This window comes from Paraburkholderia lebeckiae, assembly GCF_014201005.1.
Taxonomy (GTDB): Bacteria; Pseudomonadota; Gammaproteobacteria; order Burkholderiales; family Burkholderiaceae; genus Paraburkholderia; species Paraburkholderia tuberum.
This window is the reverse complement of record NZ_JACHDK010000002.1, coordinates 599,629-623,900: the sequence shown is the minus strand read 5'-3', so window position 1 is coordinate 623,900 and position 24,272 is coordinate 599,629. Positions and strand designations below refer to the sequence as shown.

At 64.1% G+C, this 24,272-nt stretch carries 21 protein-coding genes, 5 tRNA genes and 1 pseudogene; 18 read left to right on the top strand and 9 right to left on the bottom strand.

Annotated elements, in window-relative coordinates:
* Positions 1–20: 20 nt before the first annotated feature.
* Positions 21–1,133, bottom strand: coding sequence for a patatin-like phospholipase family protein (locus HDG39_RS06095; protein WP_409259151.1), 1,113 nt, complete (start codon positions 1,131–1,133; stop codon positions 21–23).
* Positions 1,134–1,455: 322 nt separating this feature from the next.
* Here HDG39_RS06095 and gltX point away from each other — a divergent pair, with 322 nt between their 5' ends.
* The 8 genes and pseudogenes from gltX to HDG39_RS06055 all read left to right on the top strand — a co-directional run bounded on the left by gltX (position 1,456) and on the right by HDG39_RS06055 (position 5,611).
* Positions 1,456–2,865, top strand: a complete 1,410-nt coding sequence (gene gltX / locus HDG39_RS06090) for a glutamate--tRNA ligase (protein ID WP_184004043.1) — start codon at positions 1,456–1,458, stop codon at positions 2,863–2,865.
* Positions 2,866–2,984: 119 nt separating this feature from the next.
* Positions 2,985–3,060, top strand: a tRNA-Ala gene (locus HDG39_RS06085).
* Between the two features lie 187 nt (positions 3,061–3,247).
* Positions 3,248–3,323 (top strand) — tRNA-Glu (locus tag HDG39_RS06080).
* Between the two features lie 90 nt (positions 3,324–3,413).
* Positions 3,414–3,490 (top strand) — tRNA-Asp (locus HDG39_RS06075).
* Positions 3,491–3,551: 61 nt separating this feature from the next.
* Positions 3,552–3,627: transfer RNA gene (locus tag HDG39_RS06070), tRNA-Glu, on the top strand.
* 81 nt (positions 3,628–3,708) lie between these two features.
* Positions 3,709–3,785: transfer RNA gene (locus HDG39_RS06065), tRNA-Asp, on the top strand.
* A 442-nt stretch (positions 3,786–4,227) separates the two neighbouring features.
* A pseudogene (locus HDG39_RS34890) lies at positions 4,228–5,023 on the top strand (reverse transcriptase domain-containing protein); the annotation flags it as partial.
* A 123-nt stretch (positions 5,024–5,146) separates the two neighbouring features.
* Complete coding sequence (locus HDG39_RS06055) at positions 5,147–5,611, top strand: GNAT family N-acetyltransferase (RefSeq protein ID WP_018417609.1); 465 nt, start codon at positions 5,147–5,149, stop codon at positions 5,609–5,611.
* Positions 5,612–5,658: 47 nt separating this feature from the next.
* Here HDG39_RS06055 and HDG39_RS06050 read toward each other — a convergent pair whose 3' ends face one another.
* The gene (locus HDG39_RS06050; RefSeq protein ID WP_184004041.1) at positions 5,659–6,558 is read right to left on the bottom strand and encodes an AraC family transcriptional regulator; all 900 of its coding nucleotides are present in this window, start codon (positions 6,556–6,558) and stop codon (positions 5,659–5,661) included.
* Between the two features lie 182 nt (positions 6,559–6,740).
* Between HDG39_RS06050 and HDG39_RS06045 the strand changes: the two genes are divergently transcribed.
* Positions 6,741–7,142: a gamma-glutamylcyclotransferase family protein gene (locus HDG39_RS06045; RefSeq protein ID WP_184004039.1), complete on the top strand. Its 402-nt coding sequence runs from the start codon at positions 6,741–6,743 to the stop codon at positions 7,140–7,142.
* A gap of 127 nt (positions 7,143–7,269) precedes the next feature.
* On the opposite strand, the gene aceB is transcribed toward HDG39_RS06045, so the two are convergent.
* The gene (gene aceB / locus HDG39_RS06040) at positions 7,270–8,862 is read right to left on the bottom strand and encodes a malate synthase A (RefSeq protein WP_184004037.1); all 1,593 of its coding nucleotides are present in this window, start codon (positions 8,860–8,862) and stop codon (positions 7,270–7,272) included.
* An 80-nt stretch (positions 8,863–8,942) separates the two neighbouring features.
* Positions 8,943–9,749, bottom strand: coding sequence for a haloacid dehalogenase type II (locus tag HDG39_RS06035; protein WP_184004034.1), 807 nt, complete (start codon positions 9,747–9,749; stop codon positions 8,943–8,945).
* Positions 9,750–9,900: 151 nt separating this feature from the next.
* Here HDG39_RS06035 and HDG39_RS06030 point away from each other — a divergent pair, with 151 nt between their 5' ends.
* Both HDG39_RS06030 and HDG39_RS06025 read left to right on the top strand, forming a co-directional pair.
* Entirely contained in the window at positions 9,901–10,803 is a 903-nt protein-coding gene (locus HDG39_RS06030; RefSeq protein WP_184004033.1) for a LysR family transcriptional regulator, read from the top strand.
* Between the two features lie 127 nt (positions 10,804–10,930).
* On the top strand, positions 10,931–11,365 hold the full coding sequence (locus HDG39_RS06025; protein ID WP_018417615.1) for a universal stress protein: 435 nt from the start codon (positions 10,931–10,933) through the stop codon (positions 11,363–11,365).
* Positions 11,366–11,635: 270 nt separating this feature from the next.
* Here HDG39_RS06025 and aceA read toward each other — a convergent pair whose 3' ends face one another.
* Both aceA and HDG39_RS06015 read right to left on the bottom strand, forming a co-directional pair.
* Positions 11,636–12,940 carry an isocitrate lyase gene (gene aceA, locus HDG39_RS06020; RefSeq protein ID WP_026225311.1) on the bottom strand — a complete coding sequence of 435 codons (1,305 nt, stop codon included), beginning with the start codon at positions 12,938–12,940 and terminating at the stop codon, positions 11,636–11,638.
* Between the two features lie 402 nt (positions 12,941–13,342).
* Positions 13,343–14,971 carry a DEAD/DEAH box helicase gene (locus HDG39_RS06015; RefSeq protein ID WP_184004030.1) on the bottom strand — a complete coding sequence of 543 codons (1,629 nt, stop codon included), beginning with the start codon at positions 14,969–14,971 and terminating at the stop codon, positions 13,343–13,345.
* An 8-nt stretch (positions 14,972–14,979) separates the two neighbouring features.
* Here HDG39_RS06015 and HDG39_RS06010 point away from each other — a divergent pair, with 8 nt between their 5' ends.
* Positions 14,980–15,186 carry a hypothetical protein gene (locus HDG39_RS06010; protein WP_184004029.1) on the top strand — a complete coding sequence of 69 codons (207 nt, stop codon included), beginning with the start codon at positions 14,980–14,982 and terminating at the stop codon, positions 15,184–15,186.
* A 286-nt stretch (positions 15,187–15,472) separates the two neighbouring features.
* Here the strand turns inward: HDG39_RS06010 and HDG39_RS06005 are convergent, their stop codons facing one another.
* Positions 15,473–15,742 carry an acyl-CoA-binding protein gene (locus HDG39_RS06005; protein ID WP_184004027.1) on the bottom strand — a complete coding sequence of 90 codons (270 nt, stop codon included), beginning with the start codon at positions 15,740–15,742 and terminating at the stop codon, positions 15,473–15,475.
* A 167-nt stretch (positions 15,743–15,909) separates the two neighbouring features.
* On the opposite strand from HDG39_RS06005, the gene tsaB reads away from it, so the two are divergent.
* The 4 genes from tsaB to HDG39_RS05985 are packed head-to-tail and all read left to right on the top strand — an operon-like array spanning position 15,910 to position 19,352.
* Positions 15,910–16,746: a tRNA (adenosine(37)-N6)-threonylcarbamoyltransferase complex dimerization subunit type 1 TsaB gene (gene tsaB, locus HDG39_RS06000; protein ID WP_184004025.1), complete on the top strand. Its 837-nt coding sequence runs from the start codon at positions 15,910–15,912 to the stop codon at positions 16,744–16,746.
* Entirely contained in the window at positions 16,743–17,237 is a 495-nt protein-coding gene (rimI, locus tag HDG39_RS05995; RefSeq protein ID WP_018417621.1) for a ribosomal protein S18-alanine N-acetyltransferase, read from the top strand. The genes tsaB and rimI overlap by 4 nt, the downstream gene beginning before the upstream one ends.
* Positions 17,224–18,324 (top strand): uracil-DNA glycosylase, encoded by a 1,101-nt coding sequence (locus tag HDG39_RS05990; RefSeq protein ID WP_184004023.1) that lies wholly within the window; start codon positions 17,224–17,226, stop codon positions 18,322–18,324. Before rimI ends, HDG39_RS05990 begins: the two co-directional genes overlap by 14 nt.
* 2 nt (positions 18,325–18,326) lie before the next feature.
* On the top strand, positions 18,327–19,352 hold the full coding sequence (locus HDG39_RS05985; RefSeq protein ID WP_260327554.1) for a DUF1853 family protein: 1,026 nt from the start codon (positions 18,327–18,329) through the stop codon (positions 19,350–19,352).
* A gap of 6 nt (positions 19,353–19,358) precedes the next feature.
* Here HDG39_RS05985 and thiD read toward each other — a convergent pair whose 3' ends face one another.
* Positions 19,359–20,165 (bottom strand): bifunctional hydroxymethylpyrimidine kinase/phosphomethylpyrimidine kinase, encoded by an 807-nt coding sequence (thiD, locus tag HDG39_RS05980; RefSeq protein WP_184004021.1) that lies wholly within the window; start codon positions 20,163–20,165, stop codon positions 19,359–19,361.
* A 61-nt stretch (positions 20,166–20,226) separates the two neighbouring features.
* The gene (gene lplT, locus HDG39_RS05975; RefSeq protein ID WP_018417625.1) at positions 20,227–21,534 is read right to left on the bottom strand and encodes a lysophospholipid transporter LplT; all 1,308 of its coding nucleotides are present in this window, start codon (positions 21,532–21,534) and stop codon (positions 20,227–20,229) included.
* Between the two features lie 218 nt (positions 21,535–21,752).
* Here lplT and alr point away from each other — a divergent pair, with 218 nt between their 5' ends.
* Together alr and radA are read left to right on the top strand one after the other, a co-directional pair.
* A complete protein-coding gene (alr, locus tag HDG39_RS05970) occupies positions 21,753–22,823 on the top strand; it encodes an alanine racemase (protein ID WP_184004019.1) in 1,071 nt (356 codons plus the stop codon).
* Positions 22,824–22,826: 3 nt separating this feature from the next.
* Positions 22,827–24,203 (top strand): DNA repair protein RadA, encoded by a 1,377-nt coding sequence (gene radA, locus HDG39_RS05965; RefSeq protein WP_184004017.1) that lies wholly within the window; start codon positions 22,827–22,829, stop codon positions 24,201–24,203.
* The last annotated feature ends 69 nt before the right edge of the window (positions 24,204–24,272 follow it).

The following is a 24,272-nucleotide window of genomic DNA, read 5'->3' as shown; positions in this document are numbered from 1 at the left end:
GACTGTGCGCCACCGGGCTTTCAGGCTCCCATGCGCCGCGCGGCTAGCTTGCGCTGCAACTCCGGCATCATCTTCGCGACCGCTTCCTCGCCGGCGAGAATCGCGGCGTTGCGCTGTGAGAAATCGCTGCCGCTCATTGCCGCGAGATTCGGCCGGATCACCACGTCGGCGTACTTGTCGAGCTCGTAGGCCTTGATCGTCTGGCCCATGATCGTGAAGGTCTGCATCAACACGTCGAACGAGCTTGTCGTGACTCCGGTTTCCGGTCGCTGGGAAATATCGACGGCGATCACGAAATCCGCGCCCATCTTGCGCGCGAACGACGCCGGTACCGGACTCACGAGACCCCCATCCACGTACTCGTGACCGCCGATCTTCACCGGCTCGAAAATCGACGGCACGCTACACGACGCGCGCACCGCGATGCCGGTGTTGCCGCGCTGGAACAGGATCGGCTGGCCGGTTTGCAGATCTGTCGCGACCACGCCGAGCGGCCTCGCCATCTTCTCGATCGGGCGGTTGTTCAGCGTCGTGTTCAGGTAGTTCTGCAGCGCGACGCCCTGCAGGAAGCCGCGCGTACGAAACGGCATCGCCCAGTCGCTGATCGACGCTTCGTCCATCGACAGCGCGAGCTTGTTCAGCGCGAAGCCGTTCATGCCCGACGCGTACAGCGCGCCGACGACGGAGCCGGCGCTCGTGCCGGCGATCAGGTCGATCTGGATATTGCGCGCCTCGAGAGCCTTGATGACGCCGATGTGCGCAAAGCCGCGCGCGGCGCCGCCGCCGAGAGCGAGCGCGACGCGAACCGGCTTCTGTTGCGCTTTTTCAGGCGGCGGGGGAACGGCGGGCGTCGTGGTGATCGGCGTGCCATCGAGTTTGCCGGCGGTCGTGGTGCAGGCGGCAAGCACCGCGGATGCGGCCGCCAGCGAAAAGCTGCGGCGGCTCAAGTTCGGGGATGAGGGTTTCAACGAGTTCTCCAGCAACGGCGCGGGCGACGCGGGCGGCGTCGCGCGCACCGCGATCAGGCTGAGGGCAGACTGGGCGGATCGCCGACGGCGATTGCGCGCGCTGCAGCGGTGTTCGCTCCGTATCGGATCGATGTGCGGTAAGCCCGCATCGCAGCGCGCGCACATCTTAATGCAAACGATCGGCTCGCGCGGTCCGCTGTAATGAAACGTTGCAGAGGAAGTATTCGGAACTGGCGCGGCGCTTTTTCAAGATGAGTTGGGCGAGCGCTGGGAAGGTGCATACGCAGATATCCGGACGCCGTTCGCCCATGCGCCTTAGGCCGATCGGACGAGGACGGCAACCCGCGTGCGGAAGGTATAATTCGGCTCTTGCACTTATTCCCTCGTGGCCGTGCGCGACATCGCATGCGGCATGGGCACGCTTCGTTGCCGCGCTTCGCAGTCATGTTCGCCTGAGCGCCGGCGCCTGTTTTCCGAGTAACCGCTAATGACCACCTCCGTTCGTACCCGTTTCGCACCGAGTCCCACCGGCTTCATCCACCTGGGCAACATCCGCTCCGCGCTGTATCCGTGGGCGTTCGCGCGCAAGATGAAAGGGACCTTCGTGCTGCGGGTCGAGGACACCGACCTCGAGCGCTCCACAACCGAATCCGTCGACGCGATTCTCGAAGGCATGGCGTGGCTCGGCCTCGATTTCGACGAAGGCCCGTTCTACCAGATGCAGCGCATGGACCGCTACCGCGAAGTGCTGAAGCAGATGCAGGAGGCGGGGCTTGTCTATCCGTGCTACATGTCGACCGAAGAGCTCGACGCGCTGCGCGAGCGCCAGCGCGAAGCAGGCGAAAAGCCGCGCTACGACGGCACGTGGCGCCCGGAGCCGGGCAAGGTGCTGCCGGAGCCGCCCGTGGGCGTGAAGCCGGTGCTAAGGTTTCGCAATCCGCTGACCGGCGTGGTCGCGTGGGACGACGCGGTGAAAGGCCGCATCGAAATCTCGAACGAAGAACTCGACGACCTCGTGATCGCGCGTCCAGACGGCACGCCGACGTATAACTTCTGCGTCGTCGTCGACGATCTCGACATGCGCATCACTCACGTGATTCGTGGCGACGACCACGTCAACAACACGCCGCGCCAGATCAACATACTGCGCGCGCTCGGTGGCGAGCCGCCGGTGTATGCACACCTGCCGACCGTGCTGAACGAGCAGGGCGAGAAGATGAGCAAGCGCCACGGCGCAATGAGCGTGATGGGTTATCGCGATGCGGGGTATCTGCCGGAAGCGGTCGTCAACTATCTGGCGCGCCTCGGCTGGTCGCATGGTGACGCGGAGATTTTCACGCGCGAGCAGTTCGTCGAGTGGTTCGATCTCGAGCACCTCGGCAAGTCGCCGGCGCAGTACGACCATGACAAGCTGAACTGGCTCAACGCGCACTACATCAAGGAAGCCGACAACGCACGCCTCGCCGAACTGGCGAAACCGTTCTACGCGGAGCTCGGCATCGAGGAAGCCACACTCGCCCAAGGTCCGGATCTGACGGGCGTGGTGGGACTGATGAAGGATCGGGCGTCGACCGTGAAGGAGATCGCGCAGAACGCCGCGATGTTCTATCGCACGCCGGCACCCGACGCTGAGTCGCTTGCACAGCACGTAACCGATGCGGTTCGTCCGGCGCTCGCTGATCTGGCCGCTGCATTGAAGACGGTCGAATGGACCAGGGAGGCGATCGCTGCCGCGCTGAAAGCGACGCTCGGCACGCACAAGCTGAAGATGCCGCAGCTCGCGATGCCGGTGCGTCTGCTGGTGGCCGGTACGACGCATACACCGTCGATCGATAGCGTGCTGATGCTGTTCGGTCGCGACGTCGTCGTTAGCCGCATCGAAAAAGCGCTTGGCTAATCCGTTGGCGGCGTGCGTCAGAGGTTTCGCATGCCGCCGGAAAAATCCGCATGTAATTGCTCAAAGGGTATTTACAAAGCGCAGATCGCCCTCTAGAATCTCGTTTCTCTGATGTGCGCGGGGGTATAGCTCAGCTGGGAGAGCGCTTGCATGGCATGCAAGAGGTCAGCGGTTCGATCCCGCTTACCTCCACCAACAGAGCAGAGAGGTTAAAGTGGTTAAGAAGTCTGATGGTTGTAGAAAAAAGACTTCACAAATCGCTGAAATGTAGTTAAAGTAGCGGTCTTCGCTGTTGACCAGAAAATAGCTTGGCGAATTAACTGAAAAGTTAGCGCGAGTTGATCAAGTCAAAAGCGAATTGAGACGGATCTGAAAAGATTTTGTCCCCTTCGTCTAGAGGCCTAGGACATCACCCTTTCACGGTGAGTACAGGGGTTCGAATCCCCTAGGGGACGCCAAACATCAGCGTCGCTTTAGTATTCGAGTAGTAGTAAAGCAGCGCAGCTTGCGGAGAATTAACCGACGCTCGCAAGCAGGGTGTAAAGACTGGAGTGGTAGTTCAGTCGGTTAGAATACCGGCCTGTCACGCCGGGGGTCGCGGGTTCGAGTCCCGTCCACTCCGCCAGACAAAGCCCGTTCACACATACTTGAACGGGCTTTTTCATTAAAGGTGTAAGCAGTACGTTGTCCCCTTCGTCTAGAGGCCTAGGACATCACCCTTTCACGGTGAGTACAGGGGTTCGAATCCCCTAGGGGACGCCAGAACATCGGCGTCGTTCGGTTGGAAGTTTGAACGGTGCAGCAAGCTGTGAGTATGGCATCGCAGGCTGCGATGCAAAATCTGGAGCGGTAGTTCAGTTGGTTAGAATACCGGCCTGTCACGCCGGGGGTCGCGGGTTCGAGTCCCGTCCGCTCCGCCAGATTTGAGAAAGCCCACTTCGCAAGAAGTGGGCTTTTTTTTGTTGTGCCCCAGCATGGGCGCACTCCTGCGGGTGCAAGTCCCGCCATAAGCTGGTCACAGCGAATGAAGTGAAGCGCAACTGCATGAGGGCGGCCGAATGTGGGAAGGAAGCGTGGAGCGTAAATCGCGAGCCGATGAACAAGAACTGCATTGAAGGCGTTGCCAAGCACGGCGGGCGAGCAAAAGACCGCGAAGCTCTCGTGACCAAGGCGAAGCGGTGTAAATGCGGCGGCTGTGCGATTAAGGAGTGCGCTCTACCTAGGGAGATTTCGCCTCATGCCTGAAAGGGCGACGGCGTCGAGCCGGAGCTAGAAGTCAGCAGAGGCCGTGGTAGTCGCAGGACAGATCGGTGAGACTGAAGCTGGTGATGAAGGGCCGAACGGGAGGGAGTGTCCAGCGCCATGCCGATGCGACAGGAATTGCGTCAGATGCCCGCGCAAGGGGGCGATCGGAAGGCACGCACGGTGAAGCTGCGCCTATTTCCGTGAGCGACGAAGCCTGTCGCCCGCGCCATGAATCCGGGGACACAGGGTCATCGCTGTCATCGCTACTGGTAGCGGCGTTGACGAGAGAGAACCTGAAGCACGCGTTTAAACGGGTACGGGCCAACAAGGGAGCCGCTGGCGTGGACGGTCTGGACATTGACCAGACGTCGCGCGATCCGGTGACAGCGTGGCCCGCGATCCGTGAACAGTTTTGCTGAAGGGGACGTACCGGCCCAGTCCGGTAAGGCGGGTGACGATCCCGAAACCGGACGGAGGTGAGCGCGAGCCTGGCATCCCGACGGTAACGGACCGGCTGATCCAGCAGGCGCTGCAGCAGGTGCTGCAGCCGGTTCTGGGACCCTTCCTTCAACGAGCACAGCTGCGGCTTCCGGCCCGGACGGCGTGCGCACGATGCGGTGCTTGCCGCGCAGTCGTACGTGTAGTCGGGCCGGTGAATCGTGGTGGACGTTGATCTGGAGAAGTTCTTCGACCGGGTCAACCACGACATCCTGATTGACCGTCTACAGAAACGAATTGGGGAGGCCAGCGTGATCCGGCTGATCCGCCGTTGCTGGCTAACGTGTTGCTCGACGAGGTGGACAAGGAACTGGAACGGCGCGGCCACTGCTTCGTGCGCGATGCCGACGATGCGAACGTGTATGTCCGCAGCCGTCGTCGTGCTGGTGAGCGGATGATGGCGCCTGCACATAGGACCGCAACCGCTCCGCTTCTACTGCCGTTGCCGGCCGCCTCCCGGAAGGCTCGGGACAAACAGCCATTGCCAGCGCGCGCGGCCTGTTTTACCGTTTATCCGACTTGTCCTCGCGGTCCTGCCATGTTCGATCCCACCGAAGCTCCGTCACCGTTTCACCTGCGCACGGCCAGCATGGACGATTTCGAGTTTGCCGAGGCGCTGACCCGCAATAACATGGGCGGGTACTATCGCCGGCATCATCTGGTGTGGCGCAGCGATCTGTTTCTCGGCAGTTGGCGCGAATCGGAGAATTTCATTCTCGAAGTGGATGGCGTGCCGATGGGCGTGCTGCGTATCACCGAGGAGGGTGATTCGCTGCATATCCGCGACGTGCAGATCGCCGAAGGATATCGTCGGCTTGGCGCTGGTACGTTTCTGCTCGACATCTCGCATCAATGGGCGCGCGAGCGCGGGCTGCGCGAGTTGCAGTTGCGCGTGTTCGTCGACAATCCGGCGGCGCGGCTCTATCAGCGCAAGGGCTATAAGCTCGCCGGGCCGCGGCTCGCGCAGCTAGGCGCAATCCGTCATCTGGCGCGGCGGGTTTGAGGTGTGCCCCGCATTGATGGCCGACGCGCACCGCTAGTTGTCGCCATTCACCGCTCGGCGACGTCCGTCGAACCGGCTTGATCCTGTGCCGTTTCATCATCCGCTTGCGCGTCATCATGCTCGCCGTTGCTCGCGCGATGCTCGGCGCCTCGCTCGATAAACGCGCGCGGACTCGCGCCGAACGCACGCCGGAACATCGCGGAGAAGGCGCTCTGGCTCTGATAGCCCAGTTCCTGCGCGACGTGCGACAGCGGCCGTCCCTGGCTCAACAATGGAATGGCGCGCGCGAGAATCGCCTGCTGACGCCACTGCGAAAAACTCACACCCAGCTCCTGGCGGAACAGCCGCGCGATCGTGCGCGTGCTCGCGCCCACCGTCGATGCCCACTGCTCGAGCGACTCGCCATGCATCGGGTCGGCGATCACGGCCTCGCACAGCGCGCGCAGGCGCTTTTCGCTGGGCATCGGCACGGACAGCGGCAACGGCTCCGAGCGCGTCAGTTCATCGAGCGCGAGCGCGCCGAGCAGCTGCTCGCGCGCGGCGGACAGGCCAGGCGTATCGAGCGCGGCAATCACCTCGCGCAACAGGTTCGATACTTCGACGACGCGCGGCGTATCGAGCCCGGCCGGCACCGTACTCTCGGTGATGTACAGCGTGCGCAGGAACGCATCCTCGACGGCGACCACTTCGTGCGTCACATGCGGCGGCAACCAGATTGCGCGCGATGGCGGCACCATCCATGTCGTGCCCGTCGTTGCGACCCGCAGCACGCCGCGCGACGCATACGCGACCTGCGCCCAGGCATGCGTATGACGCGCGATATGCCAGCCCGCCGGCATTGGCCGCGAGCGCACGCGGATCGGATGCATGTCGTTCGGCGCGAACTCGGGCGGTATGTCGGCGAAACGCACGCGGCTCGACAGGTCGGAGTCGGTGGGCGAAGTCATGGCAAGGTCGGTTGGGATCACGGAGCAGCAAAGGCGAAGCGCGCTCGAGGCCATTCTCCGCCGCGGGCATCAAGCATTGTAGAGCGTGCCCAGTTTTCTGTTGCCGACGGGCCGCCGTTGCATAATGTCCCGATGGCCCCCGAGCCACCGACATCACCTCTGACCATGGAGACTCAACGACGATGCAGACCGTCTTTGTCTACGGCACGCTGCGTGCCGGTGAAACCAACGACATCAGCGAAGCCGCCGCGCGCAACGACATCCCCGCACCGAGCCTGCTCGGCAGTACCACCGTGCGCGGCCATCTGTTCGATTTTGGCGACTATCCGGGTCTCGTCGTCGACGAAACGGGCATCGAAGTGCGCGGCGAAGTCTATGAAATCGACGATGCGCTCGTCGCGGTGCTCGACGAAATCGAAGCCGTGTATCCGGGCGTCGAGAATCGTTTTCTGGCACGTGAGGTGATGGTCAAAGTGGACGGCAACGTCGTGAATTGCCGCTTCTATCCGGTCGCGCCGAGCGCGGTAAGAGGGCTGCCCGAGATCCGTTCAGGAGATTGGGCCGAACATCGGCGCACGCGCTGAGCTGGTCCACGAAGGCGAGCAAAAAAAACGGCGCGCCACGTATGTCCGCGGCGTGCCGTCGTTCAAGCTGATGCGATCACCTGGCTCGAGCAGGCCCAAGGCGCTCGAGCCCGCATCGTCGACACCATCAAATCTCTTCGTAAAGCGGCAGCGTCAGAAAATCGGTGAACTGCTCCGCGGTCGACATCTGCTCGAAGATCTGCGCGGCACGCTCATACGGCTTCGTATCTCCGCCCACCGTCTGTTTGACCTTGTCGAGCTCCTGCGCCGCGAGCTCGCGCACCAGTTCGACCGTCACCTTGCGACCGTCGTCGAGTTTGCCCTTCGGCGAGCGGATCCACTGCCAGACCTGCGAGCGCGAAATCTCGGCGGTGGCCGCATCTTCCATCAGGTTGTGAATCGGCACACAGCCATTGCCCGCGAGCCACGAACCGAGGTAGTGAATGCCGACGTTGATGTTGTTGCGCAAGCCCGCTTCGGTGATCGGCGTTTCCGGGCGGAAGTCGAGCAGGTCGGTCGCGCTCACGAGCACGTCGACGCGCTGCTTGCCGATCTGGTTCGGCCGATCGCCGAGCACCTTGACGAACTCTTCCATCGCGACCGGCACGAGGCCCGGGTGCGCGACCCAGCCGCCGTCGTAGCCGTCGCCCGCGTCGCGCGCCTTGTCTGAACGCACGCCGGCCATCGCCTTGTCGTTCGCGGCCGCATCGTTCTTGATCGGAATCAGCGCGCTCATGCCGCCGATCGCCGGCGCGTTGCGGCGATGGCAGGTCTTCAGCAGCAGCAACGCGTACGCGCGCATGAACGGCGAAGTCATCGTGATCTGCGAGCGATCGGCAAGGCAGAAGTCGCGGTCGCTCTTGAACTTCTTGATCGCCGAGAAGATGTAGTCCCAGCGGCCCGCGTTCAGGCCCGAGCTATGTTCGCGCAGCTCGTACAGGATCTCGTCCATTTCGAACGCGGCGACGATCGTCTCGATCAGCACCGTCGCGCGAATCGTGCCGCGCGGCACGCCGACCGCTTCCTGCGCGGCGACGAAGATGTCGTTCCACAGCCGCGCTTCGAGATGGCTCTCCATCTTCGGCAGATAGAAGTACGGGCCCGAGCCGCGCGCGATCAACTCCTTCGCGTTGTGCACCATGTATAGCGCGAAATCGAAGATGCCACCCGACACGCGCTGGCCGTCGACCTTCACGTGCTTCTCGTCGAGATGCCAGCCGCGCGGACGTACGATCAGCGTCGCGGTCTTGTCGTTGAGCCGGTACGACTTGCCGTTCTGTTCGAGCGAGATCGTGCGGCGCACCGCGTCCTTCAGATTGATATGACCGGTGATCTGATTGTCCCAGCTCGGCGCGTTCGAATCCTCGAAGTCGGTCATGTAGGAGTCGGCGCCCGAATTGAGCGCGTTGATGATCATCTTGCGCTCGACGGGGCCGGTGATCTCGACGCGCCGGCACTGCAGATCCTGCGGCAGCGGCGCGATCTTCCAGTCGCCTTCGCGCACGCTCTTCGTGGCGGCGAGGAAGTCGGGCCGCTCGCCCGCGTCGAGCCGGTTCGCGCGCTCGACGCGCGCCTGCAGCAACTGCTGACGGCGCGGCTCGAACGTACGGTGCAAGACCGCGACGAGTTCCAGCGCTTCGTGGGTGAGGATCGCCTCAAAGCCGGGCTTGATGTCGCCGGTGATTTCCATGCCTTGCGGCAACGACAGCGGATTAGCCATGTTTTCTCCTTGGTCGGTCAGATTGCAAAAATGCGAAGGTTGAGAAGGGGGAAGTGGATCGCCGAATGCGAGGGGCGCCGTCATACGCGCGGGCCGGCGCGCTTGCGACTGCAACTGCCAGGAACTTTCGTTCCACGGCCGCCGCTCGAGCGTGACGACGTCGCGAGTGTGTGCAGAAAGTCCAGCAGATCGTTCATGCCGCCACCGGTGCCATGCGGCGTCACGCCGAGCTCTTCGACGGGCAGGTTCTGCCGGTTCAGCCAGAACGTCGTGAAGCCGAACCACGTCGCGCCCGCGACGTCCCAGCCGTTCGACGACACGAACACGATCTCGCGCGCGGCCACGCCGAACGCGTCGGGGCCGAGCGCATACGCGGCAGGCGAGGGTTTGTACGCGCGCACGGCGTCGACCGACAGCACGTGATCGAAGAGGGCGTTCATGCCGGCGCTCTTTACCGCGATGTCGAGCATTTGAGGATTGCCGTTTGACAGAATCGCGAGCCCCACGCGTGGCGCGGCGGCGGCCTCGCGCAACGCGCGCAGCACCGGCACCGCGTCGGGAAACGCGGACAGGCACGCGTATTCGTCCATCAGCCGCTTTTCGGCCGCGCGGCCGAGCGTGAGCTGCAGTCTTTTCGCGGCGAAGCGCAGCGCGTCGAGCGTGATGTCCCAGAACGGGCGGTAGTGTTCGCCGGGGGCATCGCTGCGCGCGGCGAGCGTGCGCAATTGCGTGTATTCGATCTGCTTCTGGCGCCACAGCTGCGACAGCGCGTCGCCGTGGCTGGGGAACAGTTGCTCCGCGGCGGCGATCACCGAATGCACGTCGAACAACGTGCCGTAGGCGTCGAAAATCACTGCTCGCGGGGAAGGTGTCGTTGTGGCCGACATTGCCATGCGCTCCTGTCAGAGGTCGGGATCGATTGTATTGCTGACCTTAGGTGCTAAAAAATAGGCTAAATATCACTTGATCTTTTACTTTTTCGTACCTAATCTGACGCGCACTGCTCACTTTTCCGCCTCGCCGCGGCGCGTATCGTTCATGGACCGTTTCAAGCAGATCGAGACCTTCGCCACTGTCGCGGCCAAAGGGAGCCTGTCCGCGGCGGCGCTCGCCGAGGGCGTCGCGCCCGCGATCATCGGCCGGCGCATCGACGCACTGGAGGAGCGCCTCGGTGTGAAGCTGCTCGTGCGCACGACGCGCAAGATCACGCTGACCTTCGAAGGCTCGGCCTTTCTCGAAGACTGCCAGCGCATTCTTCACGACATGCAGAACGCCGAGGCGAGCGTGTCGGCGGGCGGCGTGAAGGCGAGCGGCCATCTCCGGCTGTCGGCGCCGGCCGGCTTCGGGCGTCGGCACGTGGCGCCACTGGTGCCCGCGTTCACGGTCGCGCATCCGGACGTGTCGATCACCCTCGATCTGTCCGACCGCCTCGTCGACCTCGTCAACGAAGGCTTCGATTGCGCGGTGCGTCTCGGCGAGTTGCCCGATTCGTCGCTGGTGTCGCTGAAGCTCGCGGAGAACCGGCGCGTATGCGTCGCGTCGCCCGCGTATCTGAGTCGGCGCGGCGCGCCGCACAGCCTGGCCGATCTCGCGCGCCACAACTGCCTCGCGCTCGGCGCCAGCGCGAACCAGCAGCGCGGCTGGATGTTTCAGCACGACGGCAAGGTCGTGTCGATCAAGGTGTCCGGCACGATGGAGTGCTCGGACGGCGCGGTGCTGCACGAATGGTGTCTCGCCGGACACGGGCTCGCGTGGCGCTCGTGGTGGGAGGTCGGCGCGGAGATCGCGACAGGCCGCCTCGTCAGCGTGCTCGACGAATTCGCCGCGCCGCCGATCGGCATCCACGCGGTGTTCCCGCAGCGCCGTCATCTGCCGCTGCGGGTGCGGCTGTTTCTGGACTTTCTCAAGCATACGTATGGCGAACCCGGTTACTGGGACTGATGCGCCAATCTCCAGACAGACGCGAATACCCGCCTTCATACGCATTACAATCGTTTCGAGCAGCCTGCACCCTGGGCTTTGTTGGACGCTGACGCCGTGCTGCGCGCAGCCCGCGACGGAGAGGATCATGTTCAGGCACATCCTGGTTCCGACCGATGGTTCAGATCTGTCACGCAAGGCGATAGCGGGCGCGATCGACCTCGCGCAGGCCGTGGGCGCCCGCGTTACCGCATACGCCTGTCTGCCGCAATATCCGTACTCGCCGTTCTCCGATGTCGTGGTCGAACCGCCCGGCGAGTTCCTGCGACGCAGCGAGCGCGAGGCGCGCGTGCATCTGCGCGAAGTCGAGCATGCGGCGCACCGCGTCGGCGTCAGTGTCGAGAGCCGCACGAGCGTGCATCCGGCGCCGTATCTCGGCATCATCGAAGCGGCCGAGCAGGGGCGCTGCGACGTGATCTTCATGGCATCGCATGGGCGGCGCGGGCTCGGCAGCCTGCTGATCGGCAGTGAAACGCAGCGCGTGCTCACGCATACGAAAATTCCTGTGATCGTCTATCGCTGAATCGCTTGGCGCTGCCGGCCGCGTGCCGGTATGCACCGCCCTCGAAAAAAAACGCGCCGGCGGCGCTGCCGGCGCGTTCAGGTTCGCCGCACGCTTGCCGCGCGCTGGCTTCTTTCAGACTCTCCGGCCGTCGGCATTCGCGCTGACGCTCTCGCCAATTCGGGACGGCACGGCCCTCCCTGCGTCGGCGGCACTCCGGTGGTGCCGCTCGACGTTTGCCGATCGTTCCTGCGCTCAGGCCACGGGACTGCATAACCCGACTGGCTGATCTCAGGCGACCTTCTTGTCGAAGAACTGCTCGTTTTCCGTCGAACCGTGCAGCGCGGTCGTCGATGCTTCGCGCTCGACCGTCTGCGTGACGGCGTCGAAGTAGCCGGTGCCGACTTCGCGCTGATGCTTGACCGCGGTGAAGCCCTTTTCGGCCGCCGCGAACTCCGCCTGCTGCATTTCGACGAACGCGGTCATCTGGTTGCGCGCATAGCCGTACGCAAGGTTGAACATCGAGTAGTTCAGCGCGTGGAAGCCGGCCAGCGTGATGAACTGGAACTTGTAGCCCATCGCGCCGAGTTCGCGCTGGAACTTCGCGATCGTCGCGTCGTCGAGGTTCTTCTTCCAGTTGAACGACGGCGAGCAGTTGTACGACAACAGCTGGTCCGGGTATTCCTTGTGGATCGCGTCGGCGAATTTCTTCGCGAACTCGAGGTCCGGCTTGCCGGTTTCGCACCAGATCATGTCGGCGTACGGCGCATAGGCGAGGCCGCGCGAGATTGCCTGGTCGAGACCGGGCTTCGTGCGGTAGAAGCCTTCGACGGTACGCTCGCCGGTCAGGAATGGGCGATCGTTGTCGTCGATGTCCGAGGTCACGAGGTCGGCGGCTTCCGCGTCGGTGCGGGCGAGCAGCACGGTCGGCACGCCCGACACATCGGCGGCCAGACGCGCGGCGGTCAGCTTCGCGACGGCTTCGCGGGTCGGCACGAGCACCTTGCCACCCATGTGACCGCACTTCTTGACCGATGCGAGCTGGTCTTCGAAGTGCACGCCGGACGCGCCCGCTTCGATCATCGCCTTCATCAGTTCGAACGCGTTCAGCACGCCGCCGAAACCGGCTTCCGCGTCGGCCACGATCGGCGCGAAGTAATCGACGTAGCCTTCATCGCCCGGGTTCTTGCCTTCCGACCACTGGATCTGGTCGGCGCGCGTCAGCGTGTTGTTGATGCGCTTGACGACGAGGGGCACCGAGTTGGCGGGATACAGCGACTGGTCCGGGTACATTTCACCGGCGACGTTGGCATCGCCCGCGACCTGCCAGCCCGACAGATAGATTGCCTTCAGACCTGCCTTCACCTGCTGCATCGCCTGGTTGCCGGTCAGCGCGCCGAGCGAGTTGACGAACGGCTCGTTGTTGACGGCGGCCCACAGCTTTTCCGCGCCGCGCTTCGCGAGCGTGTGCTCAGGTTGCACCGAGCCGCGCAGACGCACCACGTCTTCGGCCGAGTAGGTGCGCTTGACACCTTTCCAACGCGGGTCCGCTTCCCATTGCTGCTTGAGTTGCTGCACTTGCTGTTCGCGGGTCATGGTCATGATGTGCTCCTTCGATGCCAGTTATGGGGGATGGGTGACTCTGTCTTCTCGAAGCGTCGGGCCCGGAGAGGTGTTCTGTTTCGTGAAGTCTTATATAAGAGTCTAGGCAAATCGAAGGACGCGCAATAGATGCCGCAAAGCGTTTTTCCAATATTTATTTTTATATAAAATCAATGACTTGATTCCTGCGTTTCGCGATAAGAAACGATATTTTCCCTGTTGCAATAGTCCTTCTTGTGCTTTGCAGCATGATTTTTTACGACGCAAAAAAATTTTTTACATCGTGAAATTTGGGGCGGGCAGTCGATAGACGAAAAAAAACCGGCGCCCGAGCGCCGGTTTTCTTTTTGTGTCACGGACGGCGCGAAGCCATCCGGTAGCTCAGGTGGATCGCTATCAGCTGCCGCGACGTGCCGAACGGGGACCGTCGTTGCGGCGCGCGCCGTAGCCGTCACGCGAGCCACCGCCGAAGCCTTCGCGCGAACCGCCGTGGCTTTCGCGCGAACCATAGCCGTCGCGCGAACCGCCGGCCGACTTGTTGCCCCAGCCGCCGCCGTTGCCATTGCCGTTGCCATTGCCATTGCCATTGCCATTGCCGTTACCGCTGCGCGAGCCGCCGTAGCCGCCCGGCTTGCCCGAGCCGCTGCCGAAGCGACGGCCGTTACCAGCCGGACGACCACGGCCGCCGAAGCCAGGACGGCCACTACCCGAAGACGGGGCCTTGCGCGGCTCGAAGCCTTCGACGACGTTGACCGGCAGCGGCGTGCGCACGAAGCGCTCGATACGCTTCAACGCGCCCTGTTCGGCGTGATGCACGAGGCTCACCGCGATACCCGAGCGGCCCGCGCGGCCGGTACGGCCGATACGGTGCACGTAGTCTTCGGCGAACTTCGGCAGGTCATAGTTGAACACGTGCGTGATGCCGGGGATGTCGATACCGCGAGCGGCGACGTCGGTCGCAACCAGCACGCGCACGCGGCGCTCGCGCAGTGCGCGGATCGTGCGGTTACGCGCGCCTTGCGGCAGGTCGCCGTGCAGCGCGGCCGATTCGAAGCCGGCATCGGCCAGACGGCCCGCGAGTTGGTCGGCGTCCATCTTGGTGGCCGTAAAGACGATGGCCTGGTCGAGGCCGTCGTCACGCAGCAGATGGTCGAGCAGACGGTCCTTGTGATCGCGGTCGTCGACGTAGTGGACGGTTTGCGCGATGTTGGTGCGTTGTTCCAGGCGCTGGACGATCTCGATCCGCTCCGGGTCCTTCAACAGACGGCCGGTCAGCGAGCCGATCTTACCGTCGAGCGTGGCCGAGAACAGCATGGTCTGACGCGTAGCCGGCGTTTCGGCGACGATCGTGTCGATGTCGTCGATGAAGCCCATGTCGAGCATGCGGTCGGCTTCGTCGAGCACGAGGATCTGCAGTTGCGACAGATCGATGCGGCCGCGCTCGAGGTGGTCGATCAGACGGCCCGGCGTTGCGACGAGGATTTCAGGGTTCTTCGCGAGCAGCATCAGCTGCTGGCCATAAGCGACGCCGCCGAGAATGCTGACGGTGCGCAGGCGCTTCAGGTGCTTACCATAAGTTGCTGCGGCGGTCGTGACCTGCATCGCGAGCTCACGGGTCGGGGTCAGCACCAACATGGTCGGACGTGCGACCGGCTGCGGACGGCGGCCGCGGCCACCGTCGGCCGGGCGCGGTTCGCGCGGCTGGCTCGCCTGCGTCTTTTGCAACTGCGAGAAACGCTCGATGGCGGGCAGCATGAATGCGGCAGTCTTGCCCGAACCGGTCGGGCTCGAAACCAGCAGGTCGCGGCCGGCGATAGCTGCCGGCACCGCGCGTTGCTGCACCGGCGTCGGGTGCTCGTAGCCGGCGGCGGTCAGCGCGGAGACGACGTCCGCGGACAGGCCGAGCGACGCGAAGGTCGGCTTGGCGTCAGCCTGTGCGACGGCTTCGGGAGCGGCGGGCGTAAGACCGAGTGCTTCGTCGGCGACGGCGTTCAACGGGCTGCTGGGGGTGTGGCTCAAAGTCATGTGAATCCTTGAAAACGATCCTGGGTGGTTCATCGGATGAAAACGTCAACGCCAATCGGCATACCCAAGTCGTCGGATTCAGCGAGCAAAACAGCAGCGAGCAAATCGAAAAACGGGGGCAACTCGCGACAGTGAAGGCGAGTTTTTCGTTAGAAGCTGTATCGGATGCGACGTGCCAACATGGCGAGTCGCCAGCCTGGGACTTGAGCCCGTAGGGGGCTAGGCAGAAGGGGACAGGTTCTAAACTGGATTGGAGCAAACGCTATGGACGCTGCGCCGCGAGGACCGCTGGAAAAAACGGGCAAAGCAGTGAAGCGCAGGCGGCATTATAGCGACATTTGCTGCACTGCGCCACCATTCAGGCAGTTCCGACAGAAGAAAGTGCCGGAATGAAGTAGGCGAGTGAGGGCGGCGGCCCGGAGCTTCGTGTCCGAAATCGCCGCGAGGCGGTCGCAGAATTGCCAGACGGCCATTTCGACAGATGACTGGCGCTCCGGAAACTCAGGCCGCGGCGCCGCTCTTGAGCGATTCGACGACTTCGATGTATTGCTGCTTCGCAGCGTCCTGCGCGGTGCCCTTGAGCGCCGCCCACGCATCGTACTTGTATTTGCCGACAATGTCGGTGAAGCCCGGCTTGTCGCCGTGCACGTCGCCTTCGCTCGCCTGCTTGAAGAGCGCATAGAGACGCAGCAGCGTCAGATTGCCCGGACGCTCGGGCAATTGCTTGACGTCTTGCTGGGCTTGCTCGAACTGGGAATTGATGTCGGTCATGGTCGTTTGGCCCGCGTGGCGGGATAGATGAGGTCGGCCGAAAATCATACCAATTGCCCGCCGCCGCGGGGCCGAGGGCTTATTCCAAACGGTGGCGGCCGCGAAGCCGGGCAGCGCGGCCGCGCAATCCACCATTCACGCGCACCGCGCCGATTACAATACGGTCCATGACTCAAACAGTGCTTCTTGCCCTCGATACATCGACCGAGTTCTGCTCGGCGGCGCTCGTGTCCGCGTCCGTCGATGCCGCCGGTCAGCCCAGCGCCGAACCGCGCGTCTGGGTTCGTCACGAACAAACCGGCGCGGTGTCCAGTACCCGCCTGCTGCCGGCGATCCGCGAACTGTTCGACGAAGCCGGCCTCACGCTGGCGAATTGCGATGCGATCGCGTTCGGCTCGGGTCCGGGTTCGTTCACCGGACTGCGTACGGCGACCGGCGTGGCTCAAGGCCTCGCGTTCGGCCTGAACCTGCCGGTCGTACCGATCGGCACGCTGCTCGCGTGCGCGGAGAGCGCCCGCCTGCGCGATCCGTCGACGACGCGCGTGCTCGCCGCGCTCGACGCGCGCATGGACGAAATCTACTGGGCCGACTACGCGTGGGACGACACGCAACACGAATGGCGCACCGTGCAGACGGCGACGCTCGATGCACCCGAGCGGCTCGTGCTGCCCGACGTGCCGTTCACACTCGCCGGCAACGCGGCCGCCGCGTTCGGCGAGCGGTTGCCGGCGGTGGCGGCCGCGCGGAGCGTCGATGGCGAAGCGTTGCCGCATGCGTTGCCGCTCGCGTACGCGGCGCTGCGCGCGCTTCATGCGGGCCGCACGGTGCGCGCCGATCAGGCCGCACCCGAGTACGTGCGCGACAAGGTCGCGCAGACGACCGCAGAGCGCATGGCCGACAAAGCGGCGAAATCAGCCAAAGCGGCTCATAGCGCCGAGCAGTCCGCGCAGCACGCGCCCGATGGCGGCTCAGGCCAACCGTCCCACGACGAGGCGCGCCCATGAGCGGCGTGCTGCTCACGGACCGCTACATGTCGCCGATGACCGAAAGCGACCTGGACGAAGTTGCCGCGATCGAGAAGCTCGCGTATGAGTTTCCGTGGAGCCGCGGCAACTTCGGCGACTCGCTGCGCAATGGCTATTTCGGCGTCTGTCTGCGTCACGTGACGGGGACGTTGATCGGCTACTGCGTGCTGATGCCAGTCGTCGATGAAATGCATCTGCTGAATCTATGCGTCACGCCGCAAGCACAAGGCGCAGGCGCAGGCCTCGCGCTGCTGCGCGAGGCGGTGCGCATCACGCACGCGGAGAGGCTCGAGGGGCTGCTGCTCGAAGTGCGGCCGTCGAATCATCGGGCGATCCGGTTGTACGAGCGCTTCGGCTTCGCGTCGATCGGCCGGCGCAAAAATTATTATCCGGCGCGGCATCGCGGCCGGGAGGACGCGATCGTGATGCGTCTGTCGTTAGCCACGGAGGGCGCAGATGGCGCTGCATGAATCGGTGCTCGAAGAATTCGGACTCGCGCCGTTGTGGGTGCGTCGCGGTCTCGCGGCGCGCGAGGAGGCCGGGCAGAGTGATGCAATTGCGGCGCAAACGCCCGGCGATCGACGTGCGCCGGTGCGCGACGACGCGGCTATGGCGGATGACGCAACTCAGCCGTCTTGCGAGCCCGCGACGCTGAAGCAAGCGGAGGAGCCGTTGCAGTCGCTGCGGGAACACGCAGACGACGTGCGTCGCGCGGAGCCTGTGACACAGACCTCGCGCGAAGCGCTGCGCGCGTCGGCCGAGGTGCAGCCGCCGCAAGCGCAGAGCGAATCCACTGCGCGCTTCGACGAAACTGCAGCGCGGCGCGAAACATCACAACCGCAAACTGACTTTTCAGCCCCGCCGACTTTCGACGCCCCTTCCGAGGACGACTTCGCGTGGTTCGACGATCCGGCCGCATCGGCCCCCGCGCCCGCCGAAGCGCGCCGCGACGCGCCCGCGCTGCCGTCTATCCACTCACTCGACTGGGACGCGCTCGCCGAGCGCGTCGCCGGATGCGAGGCGTGCCGGCTGTGCGAGAAGCGCACGAACACGGTGTTCGGCGTCGGCGATCGCGAGGCCGACTGGATGTTGATCGGCGAAGCGCCCGGCGAGAACGAGGACCGTCAAGGCGAACCGTTCGTTGGCCAGGCCGGCAAGCTGCTCGACAACATGCTGCACTCGCTCACGCTCGCGCGCGGCACCAACGTGTATATCGCGAACGTGATCAAGTGCCGGCCGCCTGGCAATCGCAATCCGCAGCCGGACGAAGTCGCGCGTTGTGAGCCTTATCTACAGCGTCAGGTGTCGCTCGTGAAGCCGAAGCTGATCGTCGCGCTCGGCCGTTTCGCCGCGCAAAGTCTGCTCAAGACCGACGCGAGCATTTCGTCGTTGCGCGGCCGCGTGCATACGTACGAGGGCGTGCCGGTGATCGTCACCTATCACCCGGCCTATCTGCTGCGTAGCCTGCCCGACAAGGCCAAGGCCTGGGCGGACCTGTGCCTCGCGCGTTCCACGTGGCTCGCGAACGGCGGCGTGCCGTCGAACGAATCAAAGTGACGATGCCCGAGGGACCGGCGGCGCGCATGCCCGCCGCGTCTGTCAGCCGCGCGGCGCTTCTCGATACCTTGCTGGGTTTGCGTGGCGATGCTTTAGTCGATGCGCTGCGCGATCCCGCTGTCCGCGATCTCGCGTGGCTGCTGCTCAGTCCCAATCTGTTGCGCCCTCAGCTTCCCACAGGCGCGCTCGCCGATCCTTTCGGCACACCGCAGGAATTGCGGGCCACGCTCGACTGGCTGCGCGCGCTCGACGCCGCGCCGGGACTTCTGCGTCAGGATCTCGCGGCAACGCGAATCACGCGCCTTGGCCGCTACGCCGAACGCCTGCTGGGCTTTTTCCTTCGTCATGGACCGGCGACGCAACTGATCGCAGCGGGTGTGCCGCTACGACATGCGGGTCTCACGCTCGGTGAATGTGATTTCCTCGTGCGCACGCGCCAGGGCGCGCGACTGCATTGGGAACTCGCGGTGAAGTGCTATCTGCATGCGGGCGATGCGAATGGGGCAGAGGCGGCGCGTCTCGCCGATTATGTCGGCCCCAATCTGAAAGACCGCTTCGATCTGAAGCTCGCGCATTTGCTCGCTCATCAGTTGCCGCTCAGCGCACGCGAGGAATTTGCCTCGACGGGCTATGCGGGCGAGTGGACGCCGCAGATGTTCGTCAAAGGCTGGCTGTTTTACCGGCATGGCGAGATGCCCACCGATCCTGCCGAACTCGATCCCGCGCACGGTCGCGGCTGGTGGGTCACGCAGCGCGACTGGCCGGCTTTCGCGTGCGCGCATGCGCACAGGTGGCGAGTGTTGCCGCGGCTCGAATGGCTCGCGCCGCAAGATCGAACGCAAGCCGGTGCGGACGACACGTGCTACGTCGACGCAAACACGCTCGCCGCGCAGATCTCACCGCAACACGGCCCGACGATGGTCGCCGGATTCATCGAAGACAACACGGGGCGTGTACTTGAACGCTCGCGCGGTTTTATCGTGCCCGACGACTGGCCCGAGCACGCGCGGCGTTACGCGAAGCAATGACGTCGCTCACCACCACCGATGAAAGTGATGCACCGGCCCCACGCCGTGGCCGACGTCGAGCCGCTCGCTCGCCTGCAACGCACCCGTCAGATAAACCTTCGCATCGGCGACCGCGCTAGCGAGATCGTCGCGCTGCGCAATCAAGGCCGCGATCGCCGACGACAACGTGCAGCCTGTCCCGTGCGTGTTCTTCACCGGCACGCGCGGACCGCCGAGACGCAGCGTGCCGCTTTCCTGCACGAGCCAGTCGGGGCTATCGGTCGCGCTCAGATGGCCGCCCTTCATCAGCACCGCGCGCGCGCCGAGCGCGCGCAACGCTTCGCCTTGCTCGACCATGCCGGCTTCGTCGGCGGCGAGTTGCATGCTCAGCAAGGCGGCCGCTTCCGGCAGATTCGGCGTCAGCAGATCGGCGAGCGGCAGCAGTTCGTCGCGTACCACCGCGACCGCATCGGGTAGTAATAGCGCGTGATTGCTCTTCGAGATCATCACCGTGTCGAGCACGATGTGTTTGGGCTGATGACGGCGCAGCGCGTCGGCGACCGCACGCGCGATCGGCGCATTCGCGAGCATGCCGATCTTCACCGCGTCGATGCGGATGTCATCGAACACCGCGTCGAGCTGCGCGGTGACGAAGCCCGGGTCCGGCGCGTGTATCGCGGTCACGCCGCGCGTGTTCTGCGCGGTCAGCGCGGTGATCACGCTCGCGCCATAGGCGCCGAGCGCGGAGAAGGTCTTCAGATCGGCCTGGATGCCGGCGCCGCCGCCGGAGTCGGAACCGGCGATCGTCAGCACATTGGGAATCGATTGAGTCATGGTCGAGCGAGGAAGAAGGAGGGCGCGCTCGTGTGTGTCGCGGCCGGCCCGGCGCAGCCGATCAGTGCTTGGCTTCGCCGATTAGCGCGACCGAATCGAAGGCGCGCTGGTTCGCCTGATGGCGTCGCATCACGAGCCACATCATCAGACAAACGAAGGTGCCGAACAGCACGATCACGACGGTGACCGGCACGTCGAGCCACACGAGCACCGCGTACAGGCACAGCATCACGAGCACGGACAGATTCTCGTTGAAGTTCTGCACGGCGATCGAATGGCCCGCCGACAGCAGCACGTGCCCGCGATGCTGCAGCAGCGCATTCATCGGCACGACGAAAAAGCCCGACAGGCCGCCCACGAACATCAGGAAGATATACGCGAAAATCAGATAGCCCGACACGTGCATGCGGCCAAAATACACGCCCCAATGCGGGGGAAACAGATCGCGCGTGTAGAACGCCATCAGCATCACGGAGATACCCATCATGATGCCGACCGGCAAGACCGACAGCGACTTCTTCAACGGCACACGCGAAGCCGCGAAAATCGCGCCGAACGCGACGCCAACCGCGACCACCGCCTGCAGGATCGCCGCCTCGGACAGCGACATGCCCAGCGACACCTCGGCCCACTTCAGCACGATGAATTGCAGCGTCGCGCCCGCACCCCAGAACAGCGTCGTCACGGCGAGTGAAATCTGTCCGAGCTTGTCACGCCACAGCACGAGAAAGCAGTCGGCGAAATCGGTGATCAGGCGGATCGGCCCGTGCTCCTGTCGCGGATAGCGCGCGCCGGTGTCGGGAATGCGCAGATTGAACAGCGCGGCGATCACGTAAATGGCCATGATCACGAGCATCGCGGCTTCCGCGGGCGTGTTGACGGTGGGGACGTGCCATTTGAGAATCGGCGCGGCGATATGCGGGCTGATCAGCGCGCCGCCGAGCACCGTGCCGAGAATGATCGAGCCGACCGTGGTGCCTTCGATCCAGCCGTTCGCGGCAACGAGCCGGTCAGGCGGCAACAGTTCGGTGAGAATGCCGTATTTGGCGGGCGAGTAGGCCGCCGCGCCGAAACCGACGATGCCGTACGCAATCAGCGGATGCGCGCCGACCAGCATCGTTATGCAGCCAACCACCTTGATCGTATTGGTGATGAACATCACGCGTCCTTTCGGACGGGAATCGGCGAATGCGCCCACGAAGGCGGCAAGAACGACGTATGACAGCACGAAAAACAGCTTGAGCAGCGGCGTCATCCAGTTCGGAGCGTGAAGATCTTTCAACAGTGCGATAGCAGCGATCAGAAGCGCATTGTCGGCCAGCGACGAAAAAAACTGCGCGGCCATGATGGTGTAAAAACCTTTTTTCATCTGATGCGATGCTGTCCTCGCTGCGGTCTGTCCGCCCCGGCCGTTTGTCATGCGTCCGGGCTTATGCCGATCGAAATGGGTTGTGCGCACGGCTTTATATCATGAAAATAGCTGAATTCGGACTAGCAGAATCCTTGATCGCACCGCCCAGCGGGCCGCCGAGCGCTGAAAACGCCCTGTAAGCCGCTGATTCGCAAGTGTCTTTACGAAAAAATCCCATGCCGCGCCCCCTTTCCGCCACGATTCATACCGCTGCTCTCGCCAATAACCTCGCTGTCGCGCGGCGCTATGCGCCGAAATCGAAAATCTGGGCCGTCGTCAAGGCTAATGCCTACGGGCATGGCCTCGCGCGCGTGTTTCCCGGTTTGCGCGCTACGGACGGCTTTGGGTTGCTGGACCTCGAAGAAGCGGTGAAGTTGCGCGAATTGGGCTGGGCGGGCCCAATTCTTCTGCTGGAAGGCTTTTTTCGGCCGACCGATATCGACGTAATCGACCGCTACAGTTTGACCACGGCGCTGCATTCGGACGAGCAACTGCGCATGCTCGAAATGGCGCGTCTGTCGAAACCGGTCAATATTCAGTTGAAGATGAACACCGGCATGAACCGGCTCGGCTACACGGTCGAAAAATTCCGTGCCGCGTGGGAACGTGCGCGCGCCTGTCAGGGCGTCGGCCAGATCACGTTGATGACGCATTTCTCCGATGCCGATGCCGAGCGCGGCATCGCGCATCAGATGGAGGCGTTCGAGCGTGGCGCGCAGGGCATCGCCGGTGCGCGCAGTCTGTCGAATTCGGCCGCGACGCTGTGGCATCCGGAAGCGCATTTCGACTGGGTGCGTCCGGGCATCATCCTGTACGGCGCGTCGCCGTCCGGCGTGACGGCCGCGATCGACGGCACGGGTCTGCAGCCCGCGATGACGCTCGCGTCGGAACTGATCGCCGTGCAGACGCTCGGCGAAGGCAGCTCGGTCGGCTATGGGTCGAGGTTCACTGCGCGCGGTCTGATGCGCATCGGCGTGGTCGCGTGCGGTTACGCGGACGGCTATCCGCGCGTCGCGCCGGAAGGCACGCCGGTGATTGTCGATGGCGTGCGCACGCGGATCGTTGGACGTGTGTCGATGGACATGCTGACCGTCGACCTGACCCCGGTGCCGACCGCCAACGTCGGTTCGCGCGTGGAATTGTGGGGCACCGCGCTGCCCATCGACGACGTCGCTCAGGCCTGCGGCACGATCGGCTACGAGCTGATGTGCGCGGTCGCGCCGCGTGTGCCGGTTCGGGCGGAGTAACGCGTGGCGAAAGCGAAGACGTTGTACATCTGCGGGGAATGCGGCGGACAGTCGCCGAAGTGGTCCGGTCAATGCCCGTCCTGCCAGACGTGGAACACGCTCGTAGAATCGGTCGCGGAGGCGCCGTCCGGTCACCGTTTCCAGTCACTCGCGAAGAGCACGCCGGTACGGCGCCTCGCCGAAATCGACGCGTCGGACGTGCCGCGCTTTTCCACCGGCGTCGGCGAATTCGACCGCGTGCTCGGCGGCGGCCTCGTGCCGGGCGGCGTGGTGTTGATCGGCGGCGATCCGGGCATCGGTAAATCGACGCTGTTGTTGCAATCGCTCGCGGAAATCGCGGCGGACAAACGCGCGCTCTATATCAGCGGCGAAGAATCTGGCGCGCAGATCGCGTTGCGCGCGCAACGGCTGGCGTTGCTCGAACCCGGCTCGAAGGCAAGCGAGCTGCAATTGCTCGCGGAAATCCAGCTCGAAAAGATTCAGGCAACGATCACGGAGCAACGGCCTGAAGTCGCCGTGATCGATTCGATCCAGACCGTCTATTCGGATGCTTTGACATCGGCGCCGGGCTCGGTCGCGCAGGTGCGCGAGTGCGCGGCGCAACTCACGCGCATCGCCAAGCAGTCGGGCACGACGATCATCATGGTCGGGCACGTGACTAAAGAGGGCGCGCTCGCGGGTCCGCGCGTGCTCGAACATATCGTCGATACGGTGCTGTATTTCGAGGGGGATACGCACTCGTCGTACCGTCTCGTGCGCGCGATCAAGAACCGTTTCGGCGCGGTCAACGAGCTCGGCGTGTTCGCGATGACCGAGCGTGGTTTGCGCGGCGTCGCGAATCCGTCGGCATTGTTTTTATCGCAGCACGAGCAGTCGGTGCCGGGCTCATGTGTGCTCGTCACGCAGGAAGGCACGCGGCCGTTGCTCGTCGAAGTGCAGGCGCTCGTCGATGCGGCCAACGCGCCAAATCCGCGACGCCTTGCGGTCGGCCTCGAACAGAACCGGCTCGCGATGCTGCTCGCGGTGCTGCATCGGCACGCGGGCATCGCCTGTTTCGATCAGGACGTGTTCCTGAACGCGGTGGGCGGGGTGAAGATCTCCGAGCCCGCCGCCGACCTCGCGGTATTGCTCGCGATCCATTCTTCGATGCGCAACAAGCCGCTGCCGAAGGGGCTCGTCGTATTCGGCGAAGTGGGCCTCGCCGGCGAAATCCGGCCGTCGCCGCGCGGTCAGGAGCGCCTGAAGGAAGCAGCCAAACTCGGCTTCTCGGTGGCGGTGATTCCGAAGGCCAATGCGCCGAAACAGCCAATCGAAGGCTTACAGGTCGTTGCGGTCGAACGGATCGAACAGGCCATCGACCGCGTCCGCACGCTCGAATAGACGGGGGCCGGGACGGCTCGTCAGTACTTTGTACGCTTGCGGTCCCGTAATGCCCGGTAAATATCTTCA